This window comes from Noviherbaspirillum soli (assembly GCF_015352955.1).
Lineage (GTDB): Bacteria > Pseudomonadota > Gammaproteobacteria > Burkholderiales > Burkholderiaceae_D > Noviherbaspirillum_A > Noviherbaspirillum_A soli.
Genome location: NZ_JACYOX010000022.1, coordinates 71,500 through 95,280, shown reverse-complemented (window position 1 = coordinate 95,280; position 23,781 = coordinate 71,500). Strand labels below are relative to the sequence as shown.

General features: G+C 61.9%; 25 protein-coding genes. 9 read left to right on the top strand and 16 right to left on the bottom strand.

Translation table 11 applies throughout. The features are described 5' to 3' along the window. Positions 1 to 113: transposase (locus IGW04_RS15875; RefSeq protein WP_194713700.1), on the top strand; the 113-nt coding region annotated here is incomplete at its 5' end. 555 nt (positions 114 to 668) lie between these two features. On the opposite strand, the gene IGW04_RS15870 is transcribed toward IGW04_RS15875, so the two are convergent. The 8 genes from IGW04_RS15870 to IGW04_RS15835 form a co-directional block, all read right to left on the bottom strand. Then, the gene (locus IGW04_RS15870) at positions 669 to 1,649 is read right to left on the bottom strand and encodes an NAD(P)H-quinone oxidoreductase (protein ID WP_194714057.1); all 981 of its coding nucleotides are present in this window, start codon (positions 1,647 to 1,649) and stop codon (positions 669 to 671) included. 102 nt (positions 1,650 to 1,751) lie between these two features. Next, entirely contained in the window at positions 1,752 to 3,062 is a 1,311-nt protein-coding gene (locus tag IGW04_RS15865; RefSeq protein WP_194714056.1) for an NAD(P)/FAD-dependent oxidoreductase, read from the bottom strand. 160 nt (positions 3,063 to 3,222) lie between these two features. Further along, on the bottom strand, positions 3,223 to 4,770 hold the full coding sequence (locus IGW04_RS15860; RefSeq protein WP_194714055.1) for a 2-isopropylmalate synthase: 1,548 nt from the start codon (positions 4,768 to 4,770) through the stop codon (positions 3,223 to 3,225). 56 nt (positions 4,771 to 4,826) lie between these two features. After that, entirely contained in the window at positions 4,827 to 5,711 is an 885-nt protein-coding gene (gene pssA / locus IGW04_RS15855) for a CDP-diacylglycerol--serine O-phosphatidyltransferase (protein WP_194714054.1), read from the bottom strand. Between the two features lie 212 nt (positions 5,712 to 5,923). Continuing rightward, positions 5,924 to 6,682: an SIMPL domain-containing protein gene (locus IGW04_RS15850; protein ID WP_194714053.1), complete on the bottom strand. Its 759-nt coding sequence runs from the start codon at positions 6,680 to 6,682 to the stop codon at positions 5,924 to 5,926. A 73-nt stretch (positions 6,683 to 6,755) separates the two neighbouring features. Continuing rightward, positions 6,756 to 7,772 carry a ketol-acid reductoisomerase gene (gene ilvC, locus IGW04_RS15845; RefSeq protein ID WP_194714052.1) on the bottom strand — a complete coding sequence of 339 codons (1,017 nt, stop codon included), beginning with the start codon at positions 7,770 to 7,772 and terminating at the stop codon, positions 6,756 to 6,758. Between the two features lie 33 nt (positions 7,773 to 7,805). Then, positions 7,806 to 8,297: an acetolactate synthase small subunit gene (gene ilvN / locus IGW04_RS15840; RefSeq protein WP_194714051.1), complete on the bottom strand. Its 492-nt coding sequence runs from the start codon at positions 8,295 to 8,297 to the stop codon at positions 7,806 to 7,808. Further along, positions 8,297 to 10,021 (bottom strand): acetolactate synthase 3 catalytic subunit, encoded by a 1,725-nt coding sequence (locus IGW04_RS15835; RefSeq protein WP_194714050.1) that lies wholly within the window; start codon positions 10,019 to 10,021, stop codon positions 8,297 to 8,299. The genes ilvN and IGW04_RS15835 overlap by 1 nt, the downstream gene beginning before the upstream one ends. Positions 10,022 to 10,524: 503 nt before the next feature. Between IGW04_RS15835 and IGW04_RS15830 the strand changes: the two genes are divergently transcribed. Genes IGW04_RS15830 through IGW04_RS15810 form a run of 5 tightly spaced genes read left to right on the top strand, consistent with a single transcriptional unit; the run spans position 10,525 to position 13,678 of the window. Further along, entirely contained in the window at positions 10,525 to 11,094 is a 570-nt protein-coding gene (locus tag IGW04_RS15830; RefSeq protein WP_194714049.1) for an RNA polymerase sigma factor, read from the top strand. After that, entirely contained in the window at positions 11,091 to 11,498 is a 408-nt protein-coding gene (locus IGW04_RS15825) for a DUF3619 family protein (protein ID WP_194714048.1), read from the top strand. Before IGW04_RS15830 ends, IGW04_RS15825 begins: the two co-directional genes overlap by 4 nt. A gap of 1 nt (position 11,499) precedes the next feature. Further along, positions 11,500 to 12,144 carry a DUF3106 domain-containing protein gene (locus IGW04_RS15820; protein WP_228527130.1) on the top strand — a complete coding sequence of 215 codons (645 nt, stop codon included), beginning with the start codon at positions 11,500 to 11,502 and terminating at the stop codon, positions 12,142 to 12,144. Positions 12,145 to 12,153: 9 nt separating this feature from the next. Further along, positions 12,154 to 12,672 carry an RDD family protein gene (locus tag IGW04_RS15815; RefSeq protein ID WP_194714046.1) on the top strand — a complete coding sequence of 173 codons (519 nt, stop codon included), beginning with the start codon at positions 12,154 to 12,156 and terminating at the stop codon, positions 12,670 to 12,672. A gap of 25 nt (positions 12,673 to 12,697) precedes the next feature. Continuing rightward, positions 12,698 to 13,678, top strand: coding sequence for an esterase/lipase family protein (locus IGW04_RS15810; protein ID WP_228527129.1), 981 nt, complete (start codon positions 12,698 to 12,700; stop codon positions 13,676 to 13,678). A gap of 6 nt (positions 13,679 to 13,684) precedes the next feature. Here IGW04_RS15810 and IGW04_RS15805 read toward each other — a convergent pair whose 3' ends face one another. After that, positions 13,685 to 14,083 (bottom strand): hypothetical protein, encoded by a 399-nt coding sequence (locus tag IGW04_RS15805; protein WP_194714045.1) that lies wholly within the window; start codon positions 14,081 to 14,083, stop codon positions 13,685 to 13,687. 153 nt (positions 14,084 to 14,236) lie between these two features. On the opposite strand from IGW04_RS15805, the gene IGW04_RS15800 reads away from it, so the two are divergent. The 3 genes from IGW04_RS15800 (at position 14,237) to IGW04_RS15790 (ending at position 16,136) form a co-directional block, all read left to right on the top strand. Beyond that, entirely contained in the window at positions 14,237 to 14,701 is a 465-nt protein-coding gene (locus IGW04_RS15800; RefSeq protein WP_194714044.1) for a fasciclin domain-containing protein, read from the top strand. Positions 14,702 to 14,806: 105 nt separating this feature from the next. Then, positions 14,807 to 15,472, top strand: a complete 666-nt coding sequence (locus tag IGW04_RS15795) for a TetR/AcrR family transcriptional regulator (RefSeq protein ID WP_194714043.1) — start codon at positions 14,807 to 14,809, stop codon at positions 15,470 to 15,472. 67 nt (positions 15,473 to 15,539) lie between these two features. Continuing rightward, the gene (locus tag IGW04_RS15790; RefSeq protein ID WP_194714065.1) at positions 15,540 to 16,136 is read left to right on the top strand and encodes an LOG family protein; all 597 of its coding nucleotides are present in this window, start codon (positions 15,540 to 15,542) and stop codon (positions 16,134 to 16,136) included. A 169-nt stretch (positions 16,137 to 16,305) separates the two neighbouring features. Here the strand turns inward: IGW04_RS15790 and IGW04_RS15785 are convergent, their stop codons facing one another. The 7 genes from IGW04_RS15785 to trpA all read right to left on the bottom strand — a co-directional run bounded on the left by IGW04_RS15785 (position 16,306) and on the right by trpA (position 23,775). Beyond that, positions 16,306 to 17,553, bottom strand: coding sequence for a cystathionine gamma-synthase family protein (locus IGW04_RS15785; RefSeq protein ID WP_194714042.1), 1,248 nt, complete (start codon positions 17,551 to 17,553; stop codon positions 16,306 to 16,308). Between the two features lie 67 nt (positions 17,554 to 17,620). Next, positions 17,621 to 19,138, bottom strand: coding sequence for an amidophosphoribosyltransferase (gene purF / locus IGW04_RS15780; RefSeq protein WP_194714041.1), 1,518 nt, complete (start codon positions 19,136 to 19,138; stop codon positions 17,621 to 17,623). 24 nt (positions 19,139 to 19,162) lie between these two features. After that, complete coding sequence (locus tag IGW04_RS15775) at positions 19,163 to 19,651, bottom strand: CvpA family protein (RefSeq protein WP_194714040.1); 489 nt, start codon at positions 19,649 to 19,651, stop codon at positions 19,163 to 19,165. Positions 19,652 to 19,669: 18 nt separating this feature from the next. After that, positions 19,670 to 20,590: an SPOR domain-containing protein gene (locus IGW04_RS15770; protein ID WP_194714039.1), complete on the bottom strand. Its 921-nt coding sequence runs from the start codon at positions 20,588 to 20,590 to the stop codon at positions 19,670 to 19,672. Between the two features lie 19 nt (positions 20,591 to 20,609). Further along, on the bottom strand, positions 20,610 to 21,917 hold the full coding sequence (folC, locus tag IGW04_RS15765; protein WP_194714038.1) for a bifunctional tetrahydrofolate synthase/dihydrofolate synthase: 1,308 nt from the start codon (positions 21,915 to 21,917) through the stop codon (positions 20,610 to 20,612). Positions 21,918 to 21,999: 82 nt separating this feature from the next. After that, positions 22,000 to 22,872, bottom strand: coding sequence for an acetyl-CoA carboxylase, carboxyltransferase subunit beta (accD, locus tag IGW04_RS15760; protein ID WP_194714037.1), 873 nt, complete (start codon positions 22,870 to 22,872; stop codon positions 22,000 to 22,002). Between the two features lie 78 nt (positions 22,873 to 22,950). Then, on the bottom strand, positions 22,951 to 23,775 hold the full coding sequence (trpA, locus tag IGW04_RS15755; RefSeq protein ID WP_194714036.1) for a tryptophan synthase subunit alpha: 825 nt from the start codon (positions 23,773 to 23,775) through the stop codon (positions 22,951 to 22,953). Between the last annotated feature and the right edge of the window lie 6 nt (positions 23,776 to 23,781).

Below are 23,781 nucleotides of genomic sequence, written 5' to 3'. Positions count from 1 at the left end.
AATTCTTTAACAAACTCAAGCAATATCGCAGCATTGCCACCCGCTACGATAAGACCGCCCGCAACTTCCTCGGCGCCATCCATCTTGCTGCCGTTGTTGTCTGGCTTAATTGATGACACGCCCTAGATGACGCAGATTTTTCCCAATAGATTTTGCTGAGCAGAATTTCTATGAAGCGGCATAGATCAAGCAGGGATTGAGCGGCTGCAACGAGGTTTTTTCCGGCAGGATGTTTTCCGCTTTTCTCATTAAGGTTGTGCTGCTCCTCAAGCAGCCATGCCGGGCTCTGAAAAATCCTTATATTGGCCTGATAAGGCCCAAGTAAAACTTTCATGCTTACAGGCGGACATGCCTTGACGACGGTGCGTAATGCCGGCTTTGAGGCGCCAGTATTTGCTGTCGCCGGATCGGAAGGCGGAGAAATTTCAGTGGCTAGGTGAGGCCTGGGACTGGTCTGCCTAGTTATCAGCGGGGTAAATCGAACCGACAGGTTGGCTCTGGTAAGCGATTCAAACGTTCGTATGCCTGGGTCCTTATCCGCCATGGATTGTCCGCGTCAAGGCAGCCCGCTTCGGCCGCCTTGACACTGTCGAAAAGTGAATGGGGCTGATTCGTAACCTGAACTTCGGCCCAGTTCGTCGCAACCGCTACGAACGGCTGCGAGCCTCTTAAATCACCTCGAGCACAATCTTGCCCACATGCGTGCTCGACTCCATCAGCGTATGCGCCTGGGCCGCTTCCGCCAGCGGGAAAGTCTTGTAGATTACCGGCTTGATCTTGCCTGACTCCAGCAGCGGCCAGACGTTCTGCCTGAGCTTTGCAGCGATGGCAGCCTTGAATGCGACCGGACGCGGCCGCAGGGTCGAGCCGGTGATGGTGAGGCGACGGCGCAGCACGTCGCCGAGGCTGACATTGGCCTTTGCGCCGCCGAGCAGCGCGATGATGACGATGCGGCCGTCATCGGCCAGGCAGCTGACTTCGCGTGGCAGGTAGTCGCCGGCAACCATGTCCAGCACCACGTCCACGCCCTTGCCGCCGGTTGCGGCCTTCACGACTTCCGCGAAGTCCTCGCTGCGGTAATTGATGCCGCGCTCGGCGCCCAGTTCTTCGCAGGCGCGGCACTTGTCGTCCGATCCAGCGGTGGCGAACACCCTGTGGCCCATCGCGGTCGCCAGCTGGATCGCAGTGACACCAATGCCCGACGTGCCGCCCTGCACCAGCAGGGTTTCGCCTTCGCTCAGGTTGCCGCGATCGAACACATTGCTCCAGACAGTGAAAAAGGTTTCCGGCAGCGAGGCGGCTTCGACCGCGGACATGCCTTTGGGCACCGGAAGGCACTGCTCCACCGGTGCAGCGCAGTACTCGGCATAGCCACCGCCCTGCACCAGCGCGCAAACCATGTCGCCCTTGGAGAAACCGCTATTGCCAAGATCGCCATCGACGATCTCGCCGGCCACTTCGAGCCCAGGCAGGTCGGATGCGCCCGGCGGCACCGGATAGTTGCCCGTGCGCTGAAATACATCGGGACGATTGATGCCGGCGGCATGCACCTTGATGATGACCTCGCCTGGCTTGGCCACAGGCATGGGGCGTTCGCATAACTGCAGGACTTCGGGGGCTCCTGGCTGGGTGATTTCTATAGCGCGCATGGAATGTCCATCAAAAAAGTCGGTAAGACCGGGGTTGAAAAGGAAACTGATTGTAATGGCAACCGCACAAGAGTGCTGCAGCGACTGCCCTGATGCTGATGGTCAGGTTTCCTGGCTGGCGCGCCTGCGATGGGCCGCAGCGCCTGCTTCCAGCGCATCAGGTTCCTCTTCGGTTCCCACTACCAGCCTGGCATTGCGCTTGAAGGTGAAGTAAGCCCAGGCCCAGTCGGTCAGCACCATCAGGCGGCTGCGAAAGCCGATCAGGAAATAGACATGCACGAACAGCCAGAAAAGCCAGGCCGGGAGGCCGGAAAACTTGATGTTGCCGACCTTGGCGACCGCCGACTTCCGGCCTATGGTTGCAAGCGAGCCATAGTCCTTGTAGCGGAAGGTTTCCGCCGGCTTGCCCTGCATGTGCAGCAGGATGTTGCGGGCGGCCGTTCGTCCCATCTGCTTGGCCGCCGGCGATACGCCGGGCACCGGCTGGCCCTCGGACTTGGCGGCGGCCAGGTCGCCTATCACGTAGACCTCCGGATGGCCGGCAATGGTCAGGTCCGGGCTGACAGGAACCCGGCCGGCACGGTCCAGTTCCACGCCCAGCGTCTTGCCGATCGGGGATGCCGCAACGCCGGCCGACCAGATCACTGTCTTCGCATGCAGCCGTTCCTCGCCGTTGGCGCTGGTGAAGGTGACGCCATCCCTGTCGATTGCCGTGACGCGGCAGCCGGTGCGCACTTCCACGCCCAGGCGCTCGAGCTGCTTTCTCGCCTTTTCGGACAGGTCTGGCGGATACGGCGGCAATACCCGGTCGCTTCCTTCGATCAGCACGACACGGGCCTTCCTTGAGTCAATACGGCGATATTCGCCGTTCAGGGTGTACTGCCCTATTTCGGTCATGGTGCCGGCCATTTCCACGCCGGTGGCGCCCGCTCCGACGACGGCGAACGTCAGCCAGGGCGCCCTGGCCTCCTCGTCCAGTTCACGCTCCGCATGCTCGAAGCTCATCAGGATGCGGCGCCGGATCTCGAAGGCATCGCCCAGCGTCTTCAATCCCGGCGCCACCTCCGCCCATTGATCATTGCCGAAGTAGCTGTGCGTCGAGCCAGTGGCGACGATCAGGTAGTCATAGGGGATGGTGGCGCCGTCGTTCAACTGCACCATGCGCCTTGATATATCCACCGACGTCACGGAACCCATCAGCGTGGTCAGATTTCGCTGGCGCGCCAGAATGTGGCGGATCGGCGCGGCAATGGCCGGGCCGGACAAGCCTGCAGTGGCGACCTGGTACAGCAGGGGCTGGAAAAGATGATGATTGCTGCGATCGATCAGCGTGATTTGTACATCGGCGCGTGCCAGTCCACGCGCGGCTTCCAGGCCACCGAAACCACAGCCCAGGATAACGATATGAGTCATAAGCCGTCATTGCAGCCGGCACGGCGACCGGCTGGCGAGTTGCGAACAAGTAAGGTCCATTAAGCGCCGGACCACGTAACAAATTCGCAACAACCATAGCACGGAACAAGGAGGCAACGAAGGCGGGCGTGACCGCTTCGTCGCCTTCGCGCCGATTCGATCAAAGCTGCGGGTTGAGCTTCTCGGTCTTGGAATGCAGCTTGTTAAGCGCGGACAAGTAGGCCTTGGCCGAGGCCACCACGATGTCGAGGTCGGCGCCGACGCCGTTGACGATGCGGCCCGACTTCGACAGGCGCATCGTCACCTCGCCCTGCGACTGGGTGCCGGTGGTGATCGCATTCACCGAGAACAGCAGCAGCTCGGCGCCGCTCTGCGTATTGGACTCGATCGCATTGACGATCGCGTCGACCGGGCCGTTGCCCTGCCCCTCGCAGCTGACTTCGCGCCCATCGACCGAAAACACCACGCGCGCTGCGGGGCGCTCGCCGGTTTCGGAATGCTGGGACAGCGACACGTAACGGTAATACTCGTTTTCATGCGACTGCTGCTCGTCCGACACCAGCGCCATGATGTCTTCGTCGAAGATATCGGCCTTGCGGTCCGCCAGTTCCTTGAAGCGGCTGAATGCGGCATTGACTTCGGCTTCCGAGTCGAGCTTGATGCCCAGTTCTTCCAAGCGCTGCTTGAACGCATTGCGCCCGGACAGCTTGCCCAGCACGATCTTGTTGGCGGTCCAGCCCACGTCTTCGGCGCGCATGATTTCGTAGGTGTCGCGTGCCTTCAGGATGCCGTCCTGGTGGATGCCGGAGGCATGGGCGAAGGCGTTGGCGCCCACCACCGACTTGTTGGGCTGCACCGCGAAGCCGGTGATCTGCGACACCAGCTTGGAGGTCGGCACGATCTGGCTCGCATCGACGCCGACTTCCAGGTTGAAATGGTCGCGCCGGGTGCGCACCGCCATCACGATTTCCTCCAGCGCCGTATTGCCGGCACGCTCGCCCAGGCCATTGATGGTGCACTCGACCTGGCGCGCGCCGCCTATCATCACGCCGGCCAGCGAGTTGGCGACCGCCATGCCGAGGTCGTTATGGCAATGCACCGACCAGATCGCCTTGTCGGAATTGGGAATGCGCTCGCGCAATGTGCGGATCATGTTGCCGTACAGCTCGGGCACGCCATAGCCAACGGTGTCGGCGAAGTTGATCGTGGTGGCGCCTTCGTCGATGACCGATTCGATCACCCGGCACAGGAAGTCCATGTCGGAGCGGCTGCCGTCTTCCGGGCTGAACTCGACGTCGTCGGTGAACTGGCGCGCAAAGCGCACTGCCAGCCTGGCCTGCTCATGCACCTGGTCCGGCGTCATGCGCAGCTTCTTCTCCATGTGCAGCGCCGAAGTGGCGATGAAGGTGTGGATGCGCTTGCGCGACGCGGCGGCCAGCGCCTCGGCGGCGCGCGCAATGTCGCGGTCATTGGCGCGCGACAGCGAGCAGACGGTGGAGTCCTTGATCAAGCCGGCGATGGCCCTGATCGCTTCGAAATCGCCTTGCGAGGAAGCGGCGAAGCCGGCTTCGATGACATCCACCTTCAGCCGCTCGAGCTGGCGGGCGATGCGGATCTTTTCATCCTTGGTCATCGACGCGCCTGGCGACTGCTCGCCGTCACGCAGCGTGGTGTCGAAGATGATCAGTTTTTCTGGGTTGGCGGCCATGGCTGCTCTCCTGTTGATGTCGATTGATGAAGCTGCGGTCGATGAAAGAATGCAGTTTATTCCCGCTCTTCGGCGCCGTCATGTTCCGGCTTGGTCTGCACGATGCTGACCGGCTTGCCCTTGAGCAGGCGCCAGAAGAAAATGATGTAGCCCGACAGCCCGTACAGAATGAACAGGCCGAACAGCACCTTGGGCGGGTCGCTGGAGATTGCGACGAATACCAGCACGATCACGAATATCGCGATGAAAGGCACGGACTTGCGGAAATTGACGTCCTTGAAACTGTAGAACGGCACGTTGGTCACCATGGTCAGGCCGGCGAACAGGGTAATGCCCCACGCGGCCCAGGTCAGCTGGTTGCCGACGAAACGCAGGTCGTCCATCAGCCAGATGAAGCCGGCCACCAGCGCCGCCGCTGCCGGGCTGGGCAAGCCCTGGAAATAGCGCTTGTCGACCACGGCGATATTGGTATTGAAACGCGCCAGCCGCAATGCGCCGCCGGCGCAGTAGACGAAGGCCGCCAGCCAGCCCCATTTGCCCAGGCCGCGCAGCGACCATTCATACATCACCAGCGCCGGCGCGGCGCCGAAGGACACCATGTCGGCCAGGCTGTCATATTGCGCGCCGAATTCGCTCTGGGTGTTGGTGAGGCGCGCGACGCGGCCGTCGACCGCATCCAGCACCATCGCGGCGAAGATGCCGATTGCGGCCTGGTCGAACTTCAGGTTCATCGCCATGACGATGGCATAGAAGCCGAAGAACAATGCCGCAGTGGTAAAGGCATTGGGCAGCAGGTAGATGCCGCGCCGGCGCCGGATCACGACATCGTCGGCCGTTGCTGCCTCCGGCGGCGCGCGACGCAGCCCATGCCGCAGGGAGCGCGGCGCCTTGGGGAACTGCGTGACATTGCCTTTGGGCTTGCGCCGGTTGAATGTAGCCATAGCGATTCCGTTTTAATGTGATGCGAGCGTTCCGTCGCGGCCGCATCGGGCGCCCGCGAACCAGACTGGCAAGGCAGACTCGGGAAAGATAGAGCGCTCTCGGCCTACCAGCCTGGCGATACGGCGCTCGAGCGTTCCGGCGGGCAAAAGCTGGATTATAGAGAAGCGCCGCTATTCTAGACGAGGGCTGCCCAAAAGTAACGCCTGCGGACTCAACGAAAGCGCACCTTGCCGACCGCCCGCATTTGCAGCGTGGTTTCACCCGGCTCGAAGCTGGGCTCTTCCACGGCCTGCATTTCCTGGACTGCGGCAGCGCGCATGGCCTTCGGTGCGGCATCCTGCTGCAGGTAGTTGCCCGATCCTTCGAAGTCGAGGGTAGCGAGCACGGCGTCTGCCGGATTGCGGCCCATGGCCCTGGCAATCGCGGCAATGCGCTCGTTCAGGTTGACGTAGGTGGCGGCGATGCGTTGCTCGTCGAGCTTCTTCGCAGTGCCCGCCGACAGGCCGAAGCGCAGGCCATTCAGCGCCAGCATCTTCTGGCTTGCCGCCACGGTGGCCGGCAGGCCCGCCAGGTTGGTCGTGGTCACATCCAGATACTGCCCTACCCGCCAGCCCACTGGCTGCAGCCTGGCACCGGCCGGCCTTGGCTGCGGCTGCCCTTCGGGATAGACCGGATAGGTGTAATAGCCGCGGGTCTGCAGCACGGCAGAGGGATCCTGCCGCTTCACGATGTCGGCGCCCTGCTTCATCTTCTGATTCACGCGCGACGCCGCGGCAGCCTTGTCCTTGTCCTGCTCCTCCACCATCAATGTCAGCACCGCTTCATCATTGCCATGGCGGACCTCGCCCGATGCCGGCACGATGACCAGCGTGCCGCTGGTCTGAACCGGCTGCATGGCGGGGGTCTGCGCCAGCGCGGCGGTGCACAGCAGGCTGGCGCCTGACAGCATGAGCATGGCGTGTCTTTTCATGGTGACTCCGTGGGAAAAATGGACGAAAAAAAAGCTGCGCGGACGCACAGCTTTTTGTAGAGGCAAAAGCCGATTAGTTCTTGGACTGATCCACCAGCTTGTTCTTGGCGATCCACGGCATCATCGCGCGCAGCTTGGCGCCAACTTGCTCGATCTCATGCTCTGCATTCAGGCGACGGCGGGAAATCAGGGTCGGCGCGCCGGCCTTGTTTTCCAGGATGAAGCTCTTGGCGTATTCGCCGGTCTGGATGTCCTTCAGGCACTGGCGCATCGCGTTCTTGGTGTCTTCGGTCACCACGCGCGGGCCGGTGACATACTCGCCGTATTCCGCGTTGTTGGAGATCGAGTAGTTCATGTTGGCGATGCCGCCTTCGTAGATCAGGTCGACGATCAGCTTGAGCTCGTGCAGGCATTCGAAGTAAGCCATCTCCGGCGCATAGCCAGCTTCCACCAGGGTCTCAAAGCCAGCCTTGATCAGTTCGACGGTGCCGCCGCACAGAACGGCCTGCTCGCCGAACAGGTCGGTCTCGGTCTCTTCGCGGAAGTTGGTCTCGATGATGCCGGCGCGGCCGCCGCCGTTGGCCATTGCATAGGACAGCGCGATGTCGCGGGCATTGCCGGACTTGTCCTGGTAGACGGCGATCAGGTGCGGCACGCCGCCGCCCTGGGCATAAGTCGAACGCACGGTGTGGCCCGGCGCCTTCGGCGCGATCATGATCACGTCGAGGTCGGCGCGCGGCACGACCTGGCCGTAGTGGACGTTGAAGCCGTGGGCGAAGGCCAGCACGGCGCCTTCCTTGGCGTGGGGCGCAACGTTCTCGTTGTAGACCTGGGCGATGTTCTCGTCCGGCAGCAGAATCATGATCACGTCGGCAGCCTGGACCGCCTCGTTGACTTCAGCCACGTTCAGGCCCGCAGCCTGCACCTTGTTCCAGGAAGCGCCGCCGCGGCGCAGGCCAACGGTAACCTTGCAGCCGGAATCGTTGAGGTTTTGCGCATGGGCATGACCCTGGGAGCCGTAGCCGATGATGGCGACGTTCTTGCCCTTGATCAGGGACAGGTCGCAGTCTTTGTCGTAGAAAACTTTCATGATCTTCCTAAGATATGGGTAGTGTGTGGCTGGTTAAACTTTGAGGATGCGTTCGCCGCGGCCGATGCCGGAGCCGCCGGTGCGCACGGTTTCGAGAATGGCGCTGCGATCGATGGAGTCGATGAAGGCGTCGAGCTTGCTCTTGGCGCCGGTCAGTTCGATGGTGTAGGTCTTCTCGGTGACGTCGATGATGCGGCCGCGGAAGATGTCCGCGGTGCGCTTCATCTCTTCACGCTCCTTGCCCACTGCGCGCACCTTGATCAGCATCAGTTCGCGCTCGATGTGCGAGCCTTCGGTCAGGTCGACCACCTTGACGACTTCGATCAGCCGGTTCAGATGCTTGGTGATCTGCTCGATCACATCATCCGACCCCGAAGTAACGATGGTCATGCGCGACAGCGTTGCATCTTCGGTCGGCGCAACCGTCAGGGTTTCGATGTTGTAGCCGCGGGCCGAGAACAGGCCGACCACGCGGGACAAGGCGCCGGCTTCATTTTCCAGCAGTACAGAAATGATATGGCGCATTACAGATCCTCCGAACCCAGCAGCATTTCAGTCAGGCCCTTGCCCGCCTTGACCATGGGCCAGACGTTCTCGGTCTGATCCGTGATGAAGTTCATGAACACCAGCCTGTCCTTCATCGCGAACGCCTCGCGCAGTGCGCCGTCGACGTCATTCGGGTTCTCGATCTTCATGCCGACATGGCCAAACGACTCGGCCAGCTTGGTGAAGTCGGGCAGCGAATCCATGTAGGACTCGGAATAGCGCGAACCGTAGTCGATCTGCTGCCATTGCCGGACCATGCCCAGGAAGCGGTTGTTGAGCAGGATGATCTTGGGCGTCAGGTGATATTGCTTGCAGGTGGCCAGTTCCTGGATGCACATCTGGATCGATGCCTCGCCGGTGATGCAGGCAACGGTCGCATCCGGATTGGCCATCTGCACGCCCATTGCGTATGGCAGGCCGACACCCATGGTGCCCAGGCCGCCGGAATTGATCCAGCGACGCGGCTTGTCGAAGTTGTAGTACTGCGCCGCCCACATCTGGTGCTGGCCGACGTCGGACGTGATGAAGGCGTCGCCATTCGTCACTTCCCATACCTTCTGGACTACCGACTGCGGCTTGATGACTTCGCGCGAGGTCGGGTATTTCAGGCAGTCGCGCTCGCGCCACTGGTTAATCTGCACCCACCAGCTGGCCAGCGCGGAAGGATTCGGACGGATAGCCTGCGCATCAGCGGCGTCGAGCTGCGTCAGCAGTTCCTGCAGCACGTCCTTGACGTTGCCAACGATCGGAATATCGACCTTCACCCGCTTGGAAATCGACGACGGGTCGATGTCGATATGGATGATCTTGCGCGGATGCGAGGCGAAATGCTTAGGGTTGCCGATCACGCGGTCGTCGAAGCGGGCGCCGATGGCGATCAGCACGTCGCAGTGCTGCATGGCCATGTTGGCTTCATAGGTGCCGTGCATGCCCGGCATGCCGACGAACTTGTCGCTCGAGGCACGGTATGCGCCCAGGCCCATCAGCGTGTTCGTGCAGGGATAGCCGAGGCGGTCGACCAGCTTGTTCAGTTCAGGGGAGGCATTGGCGAGGATCACGCCGCCGCCGGTGTAGATCATCGGACGCTCGGCCGACAGCAGCAGCTGCATCGCCTTGCGGATCTGGCCGGCATGTCCCTTGTCCACCGGCTTGTACGAGCGCATCTCGAGTTCCTTAGGATACTCGTAGGGGCAGGTGTGCATGCTGATGTCCTTCGGAATATCCACCAGCACCGGTCCGGGACGGCCCGTGGTGGCGATATAGAAGGCCTTCTTCATCGTCGCCGCCAGGTCCTTCACATCCTTCACCAGGAAGTTGTGCTTGACGCAGGGGCGGGTGATGCCAACGGTGTCGCATTCCTGGAAGGCGTCCTGGCCGATCGCGGTGGACGGCACCTGTCCGGAAATGATCACCATCGGGATCGAATCCATGTAGGCGGTTGCCAGGCCGGTCACGGCATTGGTCACGCCCGGGCCGGAAGTGACGATGGCCACGCCGACCTTGTTGGAGCTGCGGGAATAGGCGTCAGCGGCATGGATGGCAGCCTGTTCGTGGCGTACCAGGATGTGCTGGAATTTGTCCTGCTTGAAGATTGCGTCGTAGATGTAGAGCACGGCGCCGCCGGGATAGCCGAACACATGTTCGACGCCCTCTTCGGCGAGGCAGCGGACAACGATGTCTGCGCCGGTAAGTTCCTGGGTCATACTAGTCCTTTCAAGGTCCATTGGAGATTGATCGGATGCTCTCTCCTGGCGAAACCGACATGAAGGCAGTCCTGAGGCATCCCTTTCTTGTGCGGTGACGCCGGTTCGTTGCGCAGGGTTGTATGCGGTTCAAATCGACGCTAAACGCCACTCGTTCAGCCGGAGGTGCTGCATTCTGGTACGGATTCATCGCGCTTGTGGCGCGGGTTAGAGCAAACAGCTTTCAAAAGAAGCGTGCCTAAGTCGGCGGCATCATCATGGGTCGCGCGCCGAAAGACATGAAACGACCTCGAGTTACGAGGGAACGATACCGTACTTCCTTATGCACTATTGGTCAAGATAAATTGTTCGAAAATCAGGTAATTTACCCGTTTCTGACCTAAAAATACGCACAATACAAGGCTTTTTTGCTAGCATGCGCAGCATTGCAAATCCGCATCAGTCAGCAGCAGGCTCTGCACTTTCCGACATATCCCGCAAAAAATAAGAACGTGCCGCACTGAATGGCCTCCGACAAAGAACTCTCCGACTTCCTTGAAAGCGTCGAACGCCGCGCCTTCAAGCAGGCTGCGTTCGCGGTGCGCAAGGATGAGGCGGCGCTGGACATCGTGCAGGACGCCATGATCAAGCTGGCGGAGAAGTACGGCGACAAGCCAGCTGCCGAACTGCCACTGCTGTTCCAGCGCATCCTGCAAAATACGATCCATGATTATTTCCGTAGCGAAAAAGTCAGGGGCACATGGGTCACGCTGTTTTCGGGTCTGCGCGGCAACAGCGACGACAACGAGACTTTCGACCTGCTGGAAAACTACGAGGCCGAGGAAGGCACGCAGGCAGCCGAGTCCAGCGAGGACAAGGTATCGCGCGACCAGGTGCTGCAGGCGATCGACGCTGAAGTACAAAAACTGCCTGGACGTCAACGCGAAGCGTTTCTTCTGCGTTATTGGCAGGATATGGATGTCGCGGAAACCGCCGCGATCATGGGATGTTCCGAAGGTAGCGTGAAAACGCACTGCTCGCGAGCGACACACGCCCTTGCTCATGCCCTGAAAGCCAAAGGAATACGTTTATGAACATGGAAAAAACCAACTTCGCGTACAAGGTGCGGCACGCGCTGAATCAGAACCTCGAACACCTGCCCGCCTCCACCACCAGCCGCCTGGCTGCCGCCCGCCAGGCGGCACTGGCCCGCAAGAAAGCCGATGCGCCAATCCGTGTGCTGAACGCAGCGACTGCCACGGCACAGGGCATGGCCGGCGGACGCCTTGGCAATCCGTTTTCCTGGCTCAGCCGTCTCTCGGCGGCACTGCCTGTTGTAGTCGTGATGGCCAGCCTGGTCGGCATGTACCAGGCGGAAAAGCAGCACCGGATCAGCGAACTGGCGGAAATCGACGCCATGGTGCTATCGGACGAGCTGCCGCTGAATGCCTATCTGGACCACGGCTTCAATGCCTATCTGGCCAAGCGGGGCGACTAGGATGACGGGTTTGCTGCGCTCTCTCCCTGCTCTTCTGGCCTGCGCGCTTGCCTTGCCGCCGGCCGCCCATTCGAACAGCATCGGCACGCAGCCTTCGATCACCCTTATAAAGGCCGCCGCGCCGGCCAAGCCGGCGCCGGTCGCAAAGCCGCTCTGGCAGGATTTGAGTCAGGAACAGCAACAGGCCCTGAGCCCTCTCGCCGCAGACTGGGACAAGCTCGATGCCGCCCGCAAGAAAAAATGGATAGAGCTCACCAGGCATTATTCCAGCCTGACGCCGGATCAGCAGGCGCGCATGCAGGAACGGATGCGCGAGTGGGCCAAGCTCAGTCCGGAAGAGCGCCGTGTCGCGCGCGAGAGCTACGCGCGTGCAAAAAGGCTGGAGCCCGAGCAAAAAAACGCGCAGTGGGAAAAGTATCAGCAACTTTCGGAAGAACAGAAGAGCAAGCTTGCGGAAGAAACCCTGGCCAGAAAACGTGTCACCGTTCTGCCTCCTGCAGCGCAGGACAATGGCAAGCTGGTGCCACCCTCCAAGGCAGTGCTGAGGCAGCCTGACGCGCAAAAGAAAGCCGCGCAGCCGGTGCCGCAGCCAGCCCAACAGCCACAAGAGCAGCAACCCCCTCTGTTGCCATCCATCTCGAAATAAACCCCGGCCTTGGAAAATCCCGCGACACCTTCCCTGCGCGTTCGCCTTGCCTGCATGCTTTACGAAGCAATGCTGCTCTTTGGCGTTCTTTTCATTGCCGGCTGGCTGTTCTCGACGATGACCCAGCAGCGTCATGCCCTGTATCTGCGGGGCGCGATGGAAATCTGGCTGTTCGTTGTGCTTGCCGTCTATTTCGCCTGGTTCTGGTCGCACGGCGGACAGACCCTGGCGATGAAAACCTGGCGCATCCGCCTCGAGCGCGCCGCCGGCGGCCCGGTTGGCTTCTGGCACGCGGTGCTGCGTTATGCGCTGGCCTGGATGTGGTTTCTGCCCGGCCTGCTGGCGGCCTGGCTGGTCGGCGCCAAAGGCTGGATGCTGGTCTTGATTCCGGGTGCCAGTGCCGCCATCTGGGCCATGCTGGCTTTTCTCGATCCGCAGCGCCAATTCCTGCATGACAGGATAGCCGGCACGCGCCTGGTAAGGCTGCCTCTGACGCTGGGCAAACGCAAGCGCGCAAAAGCAGCCTGAGCGTCTGCGCCGGTGAGCGCCGCGCATGGCGCCGCGTTCCAGCCCGACTCCAACCACGCCCTGCTCAGATATGGTCATCCGCGCCACGCGTATCCTGCTGTCCGTCCAGTTGCTGATTGCGGCAGCGCTCTACCTGCTCGCGATCAAACGATTCAACATGAGCAATCACTTGCTGGCGGCATTGCTGGCCATCGGTGTGGTGCTGCTGGTGAGAATGGCGATTACCGCAAACAATTTCGGCCTGGCCTGGCTGTACCGCAGCGAAACGCCGGATCACCACAAGCTCAGCCGCGCTGCGGCCATCCGCCTGTTCCTGGCCGAGTACTGCGCTTCCATGATCACGTCCTCCTGGACCATGGGCTTCTGCACGTTCCGCGAATGGCAGGGCAAGACGGACTTGCCGCCGGTGCTGCTGGTCCATGGCTACGGCTGCAACAGCGGCTACTGGCACTTCATGAGCCGCGCCTTGCGCCGGGCAGACATCAGCCATTACACGATCGACCTCGAGCCGGTATTTGCCGGCATTGACCAGTTCGTGCCTGCGCTGCATGCGCGTATCGAGGAAATCTGCCGCTTGACCGGGCAAAGCAAGCTCATCATCGTCGGCCATAGCATGGGCGGCCTGGTGGCACGCGCGTACCTGCGCGACCACGGGGCGGCACGGGTGGCGCGCGTCATCACGCTGGGAACGCCACACCGCGGCACCGGTCTGGCCCGCTTCGGCGCGGGCCATAATTCGCGCCAGATGCGCTGGCGCGGCAACGCCACCGAAGGCCGCTGCAGTGCCTGGCTGGCGCGTCTTGAACGCTCGGAGGACCCGGCGGTGCGCAGCCTGTTCATATCGCTCTACTCCCACCAGGACAATATCGTGTCGCCGCAGTTGTCCTCGTCGCTTCCCGGCGCCGTCAATATCGAATTCAATGGCGTTGGCCATGTCGCCCTGGGCATGCATCCCAGGATACTGGGAGAAGTCATTGCGGCAATCAGGCACGTCCGCGCTGGCTGAAAACCCTTAAGCGACTTTCCGGGCAAGCAGCCGCCAGAAAATCAAACAGGGCACCAGAATCGACGGCAGCAGCAGCACCATGTTGCGCAGCGTCGCCATCCACGGAAACGGGTTGAAGTGGATCGCCCACCACCCCACCGTCAACACCATCCACAGGCAGGCGGCAAGCACCGCGATCGCCGCATCCAGGCTGCGCCGCCGCAACCGCCACGCTGCCAGCGCCAGCAGCGGCGGCAGCACGTAGAGCAGGCTGGACTTGACCGAAGTCCAGAGCGCGCCGCCCATCGCATCGAATGAAAAGCGCGGCGGACTGAACTGCAATGAAAGAAACAGACAGGCAATGCCGGCCAGCCATGCCCATGCGATGGCAATGATGCAGGTCCTGACGGTTTGATTTATTTCCATGAACGTGTGGTCACCCCTTGCGCATGGCGGGAATGCCATTGCATCGCCGGGCTGCAATTGAAACTTTTCGATTGTATGGCAACCATATGGAAGAGCCTTGATGCTTCCGTGCATGATGCACGGCGCAGCGGGCATAGCCTTAAAGGAATCGCAATGAACAGAATTTTCAACTATTTGGCTGCTGCAGTATTGCTGGTGGCCAGCGCAGCCAGCAGCGCAGCCGACCTGGTGGACAAGGCGGCGTCAGCAACCAATCTCAAGATTTTCTCGGCGGCCGTCAAGTCTGCCGGATTCAGTGACACCCTGAAGGGAACCGGCCCCTATACCGTGTTTGCACCCAGCGACGAGGCATTTTCCAAGCTGCCCGCAGGCAGCTGGGATGCGCTGTCGAAGGACAAGGTCAAGCTGGCCGCCGTGCTGGCGCATCATGTGGTGCCGGGCAAGATGCTGGTCACCGAAGTCAAGCCAGGCCAGATCAAGACTACGCAGGGTGACTTCGTCACGGTCAAGTCCGACAATGGCAAGGTCACGGTCGATCAGGCCAATGTGATCGAGAGCGACGTGGCCGCCGACAACGGCGTCATCCATATCCTCGACAAGGTGGTGATGCCGGAGTGAAGTAGCGGCCCGCGAGCTTCATGAGCCGGCGCTCCTGCTTCGGGATTGCCGCCTTCAATGCTATCCTAGGCCCCCACCCGACAGTTCACGCCCCCTTCCCCGCCAATGCAAGCAAAAGCGCCACGCCGCACCCGCGAACGGATACTGGAATTATCGCTGCGCTTGTTCAATGAGTTCGGCGAGCCGAACATCACCACCACCATCATTGCCGAGGAAATGGGCATTTCGCCCGGGAACCTGTACTACCACTTCCGCAACAAGGACGACATCGTCGACTCGATCTTTGCCCAGTTCGAAGGAGAGATCCTGCGCATGCTGTCGGTGCCCGCGGACCGCCGCCCGACCATCGAAGACGTGTGGCTCTACCTGCACCTGATTTTCGAGCTGCACTGGCGCTATCGTTTTTTCTACCGCGACCTGTCTGACCTGCTCTCGCGCAACCGCAAACTCGAACTGCAGTTCAAGGAAATCTACAAGCACAAGATCCTGGTTGCACGGCAGCTTTGCGAAGGCCTGCGCAGCGACAACGCGCTGCAGGCAAGCGATATGGAAATCGATGCGCTGGCATCGAACATCGTGGTGGTGGCAAGTTACTGGATGTCGTATGAATACGTGCTCAATCCACGCAGGTACACCGAGCAGCAGGTCATGGCGGAAGCCCTGATGCGCGGCTGTTACCAGGTGCTGTCGCTGATCGGCCCGTATCTGCGGGGCGATACGCATGCGCTGTTTCTGAAGCTGGTCGAGGAATATTCGAAGCGCCCCAGGTAAGCCAGTCAGTTCAATTCAACTCAAGTCCATTTAATTCATTCAGTCAGGTTGCATCACAATGAAAAAAATCAGATCACTCTGCGTCTATTGCGGCTCTGCGATGGGCGCCTCCGAGCGCTATGCACAGGCAGCCCGCGCGCTCGGCGAGGAACTCGTCAGGCGCGACATCGGGCTGGTATACGGTGGCGGCAATGTCGGGCTGATGGGCGCCATCGCCGATGCCGTCATGCAGGGTGGCGGCCGGGCCACTGGCGTGATTCCCGAGGCGCTGATGAAACGCGAGGTCGGCCATCATGGTCTGACCGAACTGCATGTGGTGAAGGACATGCATGAACGCAAGGCCATGATGGCCGACTTGTCGGATGGCTTCATCGCCATGCCGGGCGGTTTTGGCACGCTGGAGGAATTGTTCGAGGTCACGACCTGGGCGCAGCTCGGCTTGCATGAAAAGCCGATCGGCCTTTTGAATGTCGACGGTTTCTACGACGGCCTGACCGGCTTTGCCAGCCACCTGGTGACGCAGGGCTTCGTACGCCCTGACCATGCCCGGCTGCTGATGCATGCGCCCAGCGCGCCGGCGTTGCTGGATCTGCTCGAGAATTTCGTGCCCAGCCACACGGTGAAATGGCTGGAGCGGGAACAGGCACAGAAGATCGTGCCCTGAAGCTTTAGGAGCCTGCGCGGCAGAAGGATCGGCGGCTGCAACGCGCGGGAAAACGGTCCAGTTCGGTGCCACCACCTGCGCCCAGGGAACCACCCTGGGCTTGTCAGTGCCACCAAACTGTCCTCGTTTTTCGCACGTTTCGCTTCGCCGCCTTCTGCCGCGCAGGCTCCTAGCCGGCGAGCGCCTGGCGGAAGTCCTCCAGCAGGTCGGCATTGTCCTCGATGCCGACCGACACCCGGATCAGGGACTCGGCGATGCCCATGCTGGCACGCCGCTCTGGGCCCATTTCATAGAAGATGGTGTGCGCCACCGGAATGACCAGGGTACGGGTGTCGCCGAGATTGCTGGCTGGAATGGCCAGGCGCAGCCGGTTCAGGAAATCGAAGCAGTCGATGCCATCCTTCAACTCGAAGCTCAGCAGGCTGCCGTAGGCGCGGAACAGTTCGCTGGCCAGTGCATGCTGTGGATGCGACTTCAGCCCTGGATAATGGACAGCCGCCACGCGTTCGTCGGCATCGAGCATTTCGGCCAGCGACAGCGCATTGCTGCATTCCCGCTCGAGCCGCAATGCCATGGTTTCGGCGCCGACTGCGATGTGGTGGGCTGCCTCCGGGCCGAGCGTGCCGCCGAAATCGCGCAGCGCCTTGGCGCGGATCTGCGCCATGCCCCACTGCACCGGCGGAAACTTCCTGTAGTTTTCGGCGATATGCGGATAGCGGGTCCAGTCGTATACACCAGTGTCGGTCAGGCTGCCGCCCAGGGCGATGCCGTGGCCGGCAATCGACTTGGTCAGCGCATTGACCACCAGCCCCGCGCCAACCGCCTTGGGCTGGAACAGATAAGGCGAGGTCATGGTGTTATCGACGATGAACAGGATGCCGCGCTCGCGGCACAGGGTGCCGATGCGCGCCAGATCCGCCACCTGGGTGCGCGGGTTGGCGATGGTTTCCACGAACACCAGCCGGGTGGCCGGCGTCAGCGCCGCTTCGACATTGGCCACCTCTGTTGCATCCACCATCGATACGGACACGCCCTGCGCGCCGACGGTTTGCCACAAGCTGTTGGTATTGCCGAACAGGAAGGCCGACGAGACAACATGGTCGCCCTCCCGCAGCAGCGCCTGCGCCACCGCGCCGATGGCTGCCATGCCGGTCGAAAAACAGATGGTGCCGTAGCCGTTTTCCATCTTGGTGATCTTGTCTTCCAGCGCCGACACGGTGGGGTTGCCCTGGCGGCCGTAGCGGTAGCCCGGCTGCCGTCCCTGGAATACCGCTGCCAGCTCGCGTGCATCCTTATAGCCAAAGGCGACCGAGGTATGGATGGGCTTGTGCAGGGAGCCGTGCTCGATCGGTTTTTGCCGGTCGCCATGCAGGATGGTGGTGGTGAAGCCGTACTGCGGTTTGTGGTTCTCGTTCATCGGTGTGCAGATTCGCAAAAGCGGGTTGCGCCGCGTGGCCGCCCGGCAGCGGCCTCGGGCATGAGAATCAGTCGGCCGGAGCCAGCGACAGGTTCAGTTGGGAACGCACCATGTCTTCGTTGGTTGGCTGTACATTGCCGCGTGCGGTTTCGATGCGGTCGAGATAGTCGCGGGAAATGTCGCCGGTGATGTAGTTGCCGTCGAAGCAGGATGCCTCGAAGCGCTGGATGGCCGGATTGGCGTCGGAAATCGAGCGTTTCAGCGCCTCCAGGTCCTGGTACACCAGCGCGTCGGCGGTGATTTCACGGCAGACTTCCTCTTCCGTACGGCCGTAGGCAATCAGTTCGCTGCGGGTCGGCATGTCGATGCCGTACACGTTCGGGAAGATCACCGGCGGCGCGGCGGAGGCGAAAATCACGCGGCGGGCGCCGGCGTCGCGCGCCATCTGCACGATCTCGCGGCTGGTGGTGCCGCGGACGATGGAATCGTCCACCAGCAGCACGCTCTTGCCCTTGAACTCGGAGCCGATGGCATTGAGCTTCTGGCGCACCGACTTGCGGCGGATCGCCTGTCCCGGCATCAGGAAGGTGCGGCCGATATAGCGGTTCTTGATGAAGCCTTCGCGGTAGTCGAGGTTGAGCTTCAGCGCCAGTTCGATGGTGGACGGGCGGGAGGAATCGGGAATCGGCATCACCACGTCGATATCGCCCGCGCTGAACTGGCGGCGGATCTTGTCGGCCAGGTATTCGCCCATTTTCAGGCGGGAATGGTAGACCGAGGCGCCGTCGATGACAGAGTCTGGACGGGCAAGGTAGACGAATTCGAAGGCGCAGGGATTGAGCACCGGGTTTTCCGCGCATTGCTGGCTGACCATATTGCCGTCGATGTCGATGAAGATCGCTTCGCCGGGCGTTACGTCGCGCACGAAGCGGAAGCCCAGTCCCTCCAGCGCGACCGACTCGCTGGCCACCAGGTATTCGGTGCCGGCGTCGGTTTCATTCACGCCCAGGCACAGCGGACGGATGCCGAAAGGATCGCGGAAGGCCAGCATGCCGAAGCCGGCGATCTGCGCCACCACCGCGTAGGAGCCGCGCACGCGCTTGTGCAGCGACGCCACCGCCTTGAACAGCGCCGACGGATCCAGCGAATAACCCAGCGTTGCCTGCTGGATTTCATGGGCCAGCACGTTGAGCAGCACTTCCGAGTCGGAACTGGTGTTGATGTGACGGCGATCGTTGCGGAACATCTCGATCTTGAGCTGTTCCCAGTTGGTCAGGTTGCCGTTATGGGCCAGGGTGATGCCGAACGGCGCATTCACGTAGAAGGGCTGGGCTTCCTCTTCGCTGGAAGAACCGGCGGTCGGGTAACGGCATTGTCCAATGCCCATGTTGCCTGGCAGCGAGCGCATGTTGCGGGTGCGGAACACATCGCGCACCATGCCGTTTGCCTTGTGCATGTAGAACTTGTTGCCCTGATTGGTCGCGATGCCCGCCGCATCCTGACCGCGGTGCTGCAGCAGCAGCAATGCATCGTAGATCAGCTGGTTGACGGGGCTTTGGGAGACGACGCCTGCAATGCCACACATGGTGGAACTCCTAACTAAGACAATTCAAAACTGTACATGCCGGGCAAATTCCCCGGGCAGGAAAGGCTTGACGCTGCGGGCCGCGGATTCGGCCAGGGGGCTAAGCATCGCATCTTTCCAGAAAGGCTGCTGCGGAATGGCAGTCATGCCGCATATCAACACTGCAACCAGCACAATCAGCATGCCGCGCGCAAAACCGAATACGCTTCCCAGGCCGCGATCAATGAAGGAAAGGCCGCCGGCCTTGATCAGCGCCTCGCACATCAGAATCAGCAAACCCATCAGCAGCCGGGTGCCGATGAACAGCACCACGAAGGCGACAATGAGCCGGGTAAGCGCGCCCGGCACGGCTGCCGGCAGCCACTGCGCCAGGGTTTCTCCGTACATGTTCGCTACTACAAACGCCGCCACCCAACTCACCAGCGACAGTACTTCGCGAACCACGCCGCGCATGGTGCTGACGATGACCGATGCGACCAGAATGAACAGAGTCAAATAGTCGAAGATCGTCACGCCGCCTGCCAGCCTGGATCAGGCCGGCACCAGCGTGCCAGCCAGGCCAATCTTCGACAGCTTGGCACGTACCCGGTCTGCCTCTTCCTTGCTGCTGAAGGGGCCGACGCGGATCCGGGTCCGGCTGCCGCCATCCGTCGATACTTTCTGTGTGAAGGAAGAAATACCGGCAGAACGCAACTTGTCCTGCAATTCATCGACCTTGTCCTGCGTTGCCAGTGCCGCGACCTGCACCACGAAGCGACCGGATTCCTTCTTCGCTTCCGGCTTGGGCTCCGCGCGGCCTTCCAGGATGGCCCTGGCGCGGCTGGCCTCGTCCGCCTTCTCGATAGCGTGCGGCGCCGGCTTCGCTTCCGGCTTGGCATGCGCCAGTTCGGTTTTACGCTCAGGCTTGGCTTCGTTCTTGCCCTCGGGCTTGGGCGGGCGCGGCGTTTCGGCGCGCGGCTCGGCCCTGGGTTTGGGTTCGGGCTTGACAAGTTGCGGCATCTCCGAACGTGCCGCGGTGGAAGGCGCGGCTTCGCTCGGAGTTGGAAGACTGGCGGGATCGATTACTTCCTCATCCTTGTCCAGGCCGGCGTTGCTGGGCAGCTTCGGTGCGCTCGCCACCGGCGGCGGCGTTTGCACGGCGCCAGCCTGGGTTCGCTTGTCCTTGGACGGAATGTCGATGGCGATGTCATCGGTAACCGGCTTGGGCTCGGAATCCAAAATCATCGGCAGACCGACCACTGCTGCCAGCACCAGCGCCACGGCGCCAACCAGGCGGCGGCGGGCACGTTTCTTTTCCGGAAGCACCGGGTCGGACGCCCTGCGTTCCTTGCCAGTCTTGCCACGCTTGCCGCGGCTGCGCACGGCGTCGGAATCCTCCTCGGCACGCGATTGGAAAGTGCTGTCGGAACGGGATTCCTGCTTGTTTTTGCGGAGGAATGAGAGCAAGCCCATGCGATTGTTGCTGAATTTGTCAGTGATATTCGGATTTACGTGCGGCTATCACGCCTGCTACCGTAAGGAAAGATCCGAAAACCGCAATTCTATCATTCTCCCCTGCCCTGCTTCTCGCATTTGCATAGGCTTCTTCCGGGCTGGCAAAGGTCAGGATGCTGTGTTCGGCATCCGGCGCACCGGCACCCTGTACACCTGCTTCGGACAACTTTTCCGCAATGCTGGCGGCGCTGGCCGCTCTTGGCAGAGGTAAATCGGTCACACACCAGTGGTCGATATGCGGCTTCATGTGCGAAATGATGCCGTCAATATCCTTGTCGCTCATCGCACCGAACACGGCAAAGGTGTAAGGATGGAAACCCATGTTGCCAAGATTCTGGGCCAGAGCGCCGGCTGCATGTGGATTATGCGCAACATCCAGCACCACGGTCGGCCTCCCGGGCAGTACCTGGAAGCGTCCCGGCAACTCCACCATCGCCAGTCCGCTGCGCACTTCCTGCGCGCCGAGCGGCAGGCGGTCGCGCAGCGCTTCCAGCGCCGCCAGCGCCGCGCAGGCGTTGAGCAGCTGGTTGGCGCCGCGCAGCCCGGGATAGCCCAGCGCATTGCGGCGCATGTTCCGGCCGCCGTAATTCCATTGCTGCTTGTCGCCGGAATAATTGAAATCCCTGCCCAGCAGCCACAGGTCGGCGCCGATATCCTCCGCATGCTTTTTCAGCGACTCCGGCGGCACCGGGTCGCTGCAGATCGCCGGCCGGCCGCTGCGGAAAATGCCTGCCTTCTCAAAGCCGATCTGCTCGCGCGTCACGCCAAGATATTCGGTATGGTCGATGTCGACGCTGGTGACAATGGCCACATCGGCGTCGATCACATTGACCGCGTCCAGCCGCCCGCCCAGTCCGACTTCCAGGATCACGGCATCCAGGCCCGCCTGCGCAAACAGGCGCAGTATCGCCAGCGTGGTGAATTCAAAATAAGTCAGCGACACGTCACCGCGTGCAGACTCGACCGCCTGGAACTGCTCGACCAGGGCCGCATCGTTGACGATCTCGCCATTCAGACGCGCACGCTCATTGAAGTGCACCAGGTGCGGTGACGTATAGAGGCCAACCCGATAGCCTGCCTGCAGCAGGATTGCTTCCAGCATCGCGCAGGTCGAACCCTTGCCATTGGTGCCGCCCACGGTGATGACCGGGCAGTCGAAACGCAGGCCGAGGGCGTCGCGCACCCGGGCTACCCGGTCGAGGCCCATGTCGATCGCCTTGGGATGCATGGCTTCGAGGCGGCTCAGCCAGTCGGGGAGCGTGGTGGGCAGGTTAGGATTGTTCATGACAGGCTATCTGGAGACGGATGGGCAATTGAAAAGGCCCGGACCTGCAGCAGGTCCGGGCCATGGAGTCGAACTCGGCCGCTTATGCGAGGACGTCGGCCGACTGGTTCTGCAGCAGCGCCAGCAGGCGGGCGATTTCCTCGCGCATCTTGCGACGGTCGACGATCATGTCCACCGCCCCCTTCTGCACCAGGAATTCGGCGCGCTGGAAGCCTTCCGGCAGCTTTTCGCGCACCGTGTTTTCGATCACGCGCGGGCCGGCAAAGCCGATCAGCGCCTTCGGCTCGGCGATCACGACGTCGCCCATGAAGGCGAACGATGCCGACACGCCGCCCATGGTCGGGTCGGTCAGCACCGAAATGAAGGGCAAGCGCTTTTCCGACAGCTTGGTCAGCATGGCGGTGGTCTTGGCCATCTGCATCAGCGACAGCAGGCCTTCCTGCATGCGGGCGCCGCCGGTGGCGGTGATGCAGATGAAGGGCACCTTCTGTTCCAGCGCCATCTGGGCGCCGCGCACGAAGCGCTCGCCCACCACCGAGCCCATCGAGCCGCCCATGAATTCGAATTCGAAGCAGGCAATCACCACCGGCAGCGACATGATGGAGCCGCCCATCACGACCAGCGCGTCGGTTTCGCCAGTGGCTTCCATGGCCGACTTCAGGCGTTCCGGATATTTCTTGCTGTCCTTGAATTTCAGGGTATCGACCGGCAGCGCCTCATGGCCGATTTCATAACGGCCTTCGGCGTCGAGCAGCGCGTCGAGGCGCTCGCGGGCGCGGATGCGCAGGTGGTGGCTGCACTTGGGGCAGACATGGATGTTCGACTCCAGATCGGTGCGGTACAGCACCGCCTCGCAGGACGGGCACTTGACCCAGAGCCCTTCCGGCACCGACTTGCGGTTGGCCGTGCCGGAACGTTGTATGCGCGGGGGTAGCAGTTTCTCTAGCCAGCTCATGGCGACCTCTTTTTCAATATTGTGCTGTTCTTGGGATGCCCCATGGACGCGGCGCCGGCCGCGCACAAGGCGGCAATATTACACCGACCGACCGGCGGCTGCGCTCCGTTCGTCGAGCGCCTGGCGGATCGTGGCGACAAAGGCATGGGCCACCGCCACCGCCTCGTCCTGCGGCGCATTTTCCATTTCCTGGATGATGCGGCTGCCGATCACCACGCCATCCGCCACCGATGCGATGGCGCAGGCGGTGGCGGCGTCACGGATGCCGAAGCCGACGCCGATGGGCAGTTTCACGTCGCGGCGGATGTGCTCGATGCGGCGGCTGACCTCGTCGATGTCGATATTGCCGGCGCCGGTCACGCCCTTGAGCGACACGTAATAGCTGAAGCCGCCGCCGACCTTGGCCACCTGGCGGATGCGCTCGTCGGTGGACGTGGGCGCCAGCAGGAAGATCGTGTCCATGCCGTTTTCCTTCATCAGGCGGGCGAATTCCTCGCATTCCTCGGGCGGATAGTCGACCACGATGGTGCCATCGACGCCAGCATCGCGCGCCGCCTTGACGAAAGCTTCCTGGCCCATGCGCTCGATCGGATTGGCGTAGCCCATCAGCACCACCGGCGTGGTGGTGTTGGTGCGGCGGAATTCACGGACATAGCCGAGCACGTCGCCGGTGCCGACGCCATGCGTCAGGGCGCGCTCGCTGGCGCGCTGGATCACCGGGCCTTCGGCCATCGGGTCGGAAAACGGAACGCCCAGCTCCAGCACGTCGACGCCGCCGGCAACCAGGGAATGCATCAGCGGCACCGTCAGTTCAGGCGCCGGGTCGCCGCCGGTGATGAAAGTGATCAGCGCGGTTCTTTTTTGTGCCGCCAGCGCGGCGAAGGTAGGTTCTATGCGGGACATGGCCTG

Coding starts and splice junctions, on each gene's coding strand:
- IGW04_RS15835 (WP_194714050.1), bottom strand. CDS start 10,021: ATGACCCAGGAACTTACCGGCGCAGACATCGTTGTCCGCTGCCTCGCC.
- ilvN (WP_194714051.1), bottom strand. CDS start 8,297: ATGCGCCATATCATTTCTGTACTGCTGGAAAATGAAGCCGGCGCCTTG.
- ilvC (WP_194714052.1), bottom strand. CDS start 7,772: ATGAAAGTTTTCTACGACAAAGACTGCGACCTGTCCCTGATCAAGGGC.
- IGW04_RS15805 (WP_194714045.1), bottom strand. CDS start 14,083: ATGGAAATAAATCAAACCGTCAGGACCTGCATCATTGCCATCGCATGG.
- IGW04_RS15785 (WP_194714042.1), bottom strand. CDS start 17,553: ATGAACGAGAACCACAAACCGCAGTACGGCTTCACCACCACCATCCTG.
- pssA (WP_194714054.1), bottom strand. CDS start 5,711: ATGGCTACATTCAACCGGCGCAAGCCCAAAGGCAATGTCACGCAGTTC.
- IGW04_RS15870 (WP_194714057.1), bottom strand. CDS start 1,649: ATGCGCGCTATAGAAATCACCCAGCCAGGAGCCCCCGAAGTCCTGCAG.
- IGW04_RS15860 (WP_194714055.1), bottom strand. CDS start 4,770: ATGGCCGCCAACCCAGAAAAACTGATCATCTTCGACACCACGCTGCGT.
- folC (WP_194714038.1), bottom strand. CDS start 21,917: ATGAACAATCCTAACCTGCCCACCACGCTCCCCGACTGGCTGAGCCGC.
- trpA (WP_194714036.1), bottom strand. CDS start 23,775: ATGTCCCGCATAGAACCTACCTTCGCCGCGCTGGCGGCACAAAAAAGA.
- accD (WP_194714037.1), bottom strand. CDS start 22,872: ATGAGCTGGCTAGAGAAACTGCTACCCCCGCGCATACAACGTTCCGGC.
- IGW04_RS15800 (WP_194714044.1), top strand. CDS start 14,237: ATGAACAGAATTTTCAACTATTTGGCTGCTGCAGTATTGCTGGTGGCC.
- IGW04_RS15795 (WP_194714043.1), top strand. CDS start 14,807: ATGCAAGCAAAAGCGCCACGCCGCACCCGCGAACGGATACTGGAATTA.
- IGW04_RS15770 (WP_194714039.1), bottom strand. CDS start 20,590: ATGGGCTTGCTCTCATTCCTCCGCAAAAACAAGCAGGAATCCCGTTCC.
- IGW04_RS15830 (WP_194714049.1), top strand. CDS start 10,525: ATGGCCTCCGACAAAGAACTCTCCGACTTCCTTGAAAGCGTCGAACGC.
- IGW04_RS15810 (WP_228527129.1), top strand. CDS start 12,698: ATGGCGCCGCGTTCCAGCCCGACTCCAACCACGCCCTGCTCAGATATG.
- IGW04_RS15850 (WP_194714053.1), bottom strand. CDS start 6,682: ATGAAAAGACACGCCATGCTCATGCTGTCAGGCGCCAGCCTGCTGTGC.
- IGW04_RS15865 (WP_194714056.1), bottom strand. CDS start 3,062: ATGACTCATATCGTTATCCTGGGCTGTGGTTTCGGTGGCCTGGAAGCC.
- IGW04_RS15825 (WP_194714048.1), top strand. CDS start 11,091: ATGAACATGGAAAAAACCAACTTCGCGTACAAGGTGCGGCACGCGCTG.
- IGW04_RS15820 (WP_228527130.1), top strand. CDS start 11,500: ATGACGGGTTTGCTGCGCTCTCTCCCTGCTCTTCTGGCCTGCGCGCTT.
- purF (WP_194714041.1), bottom strand. CDS start 19,138: ATGTGTGGCATTGCAGGCGTCGTCTCCCAAAGCCCCGTCAACCAGCTG.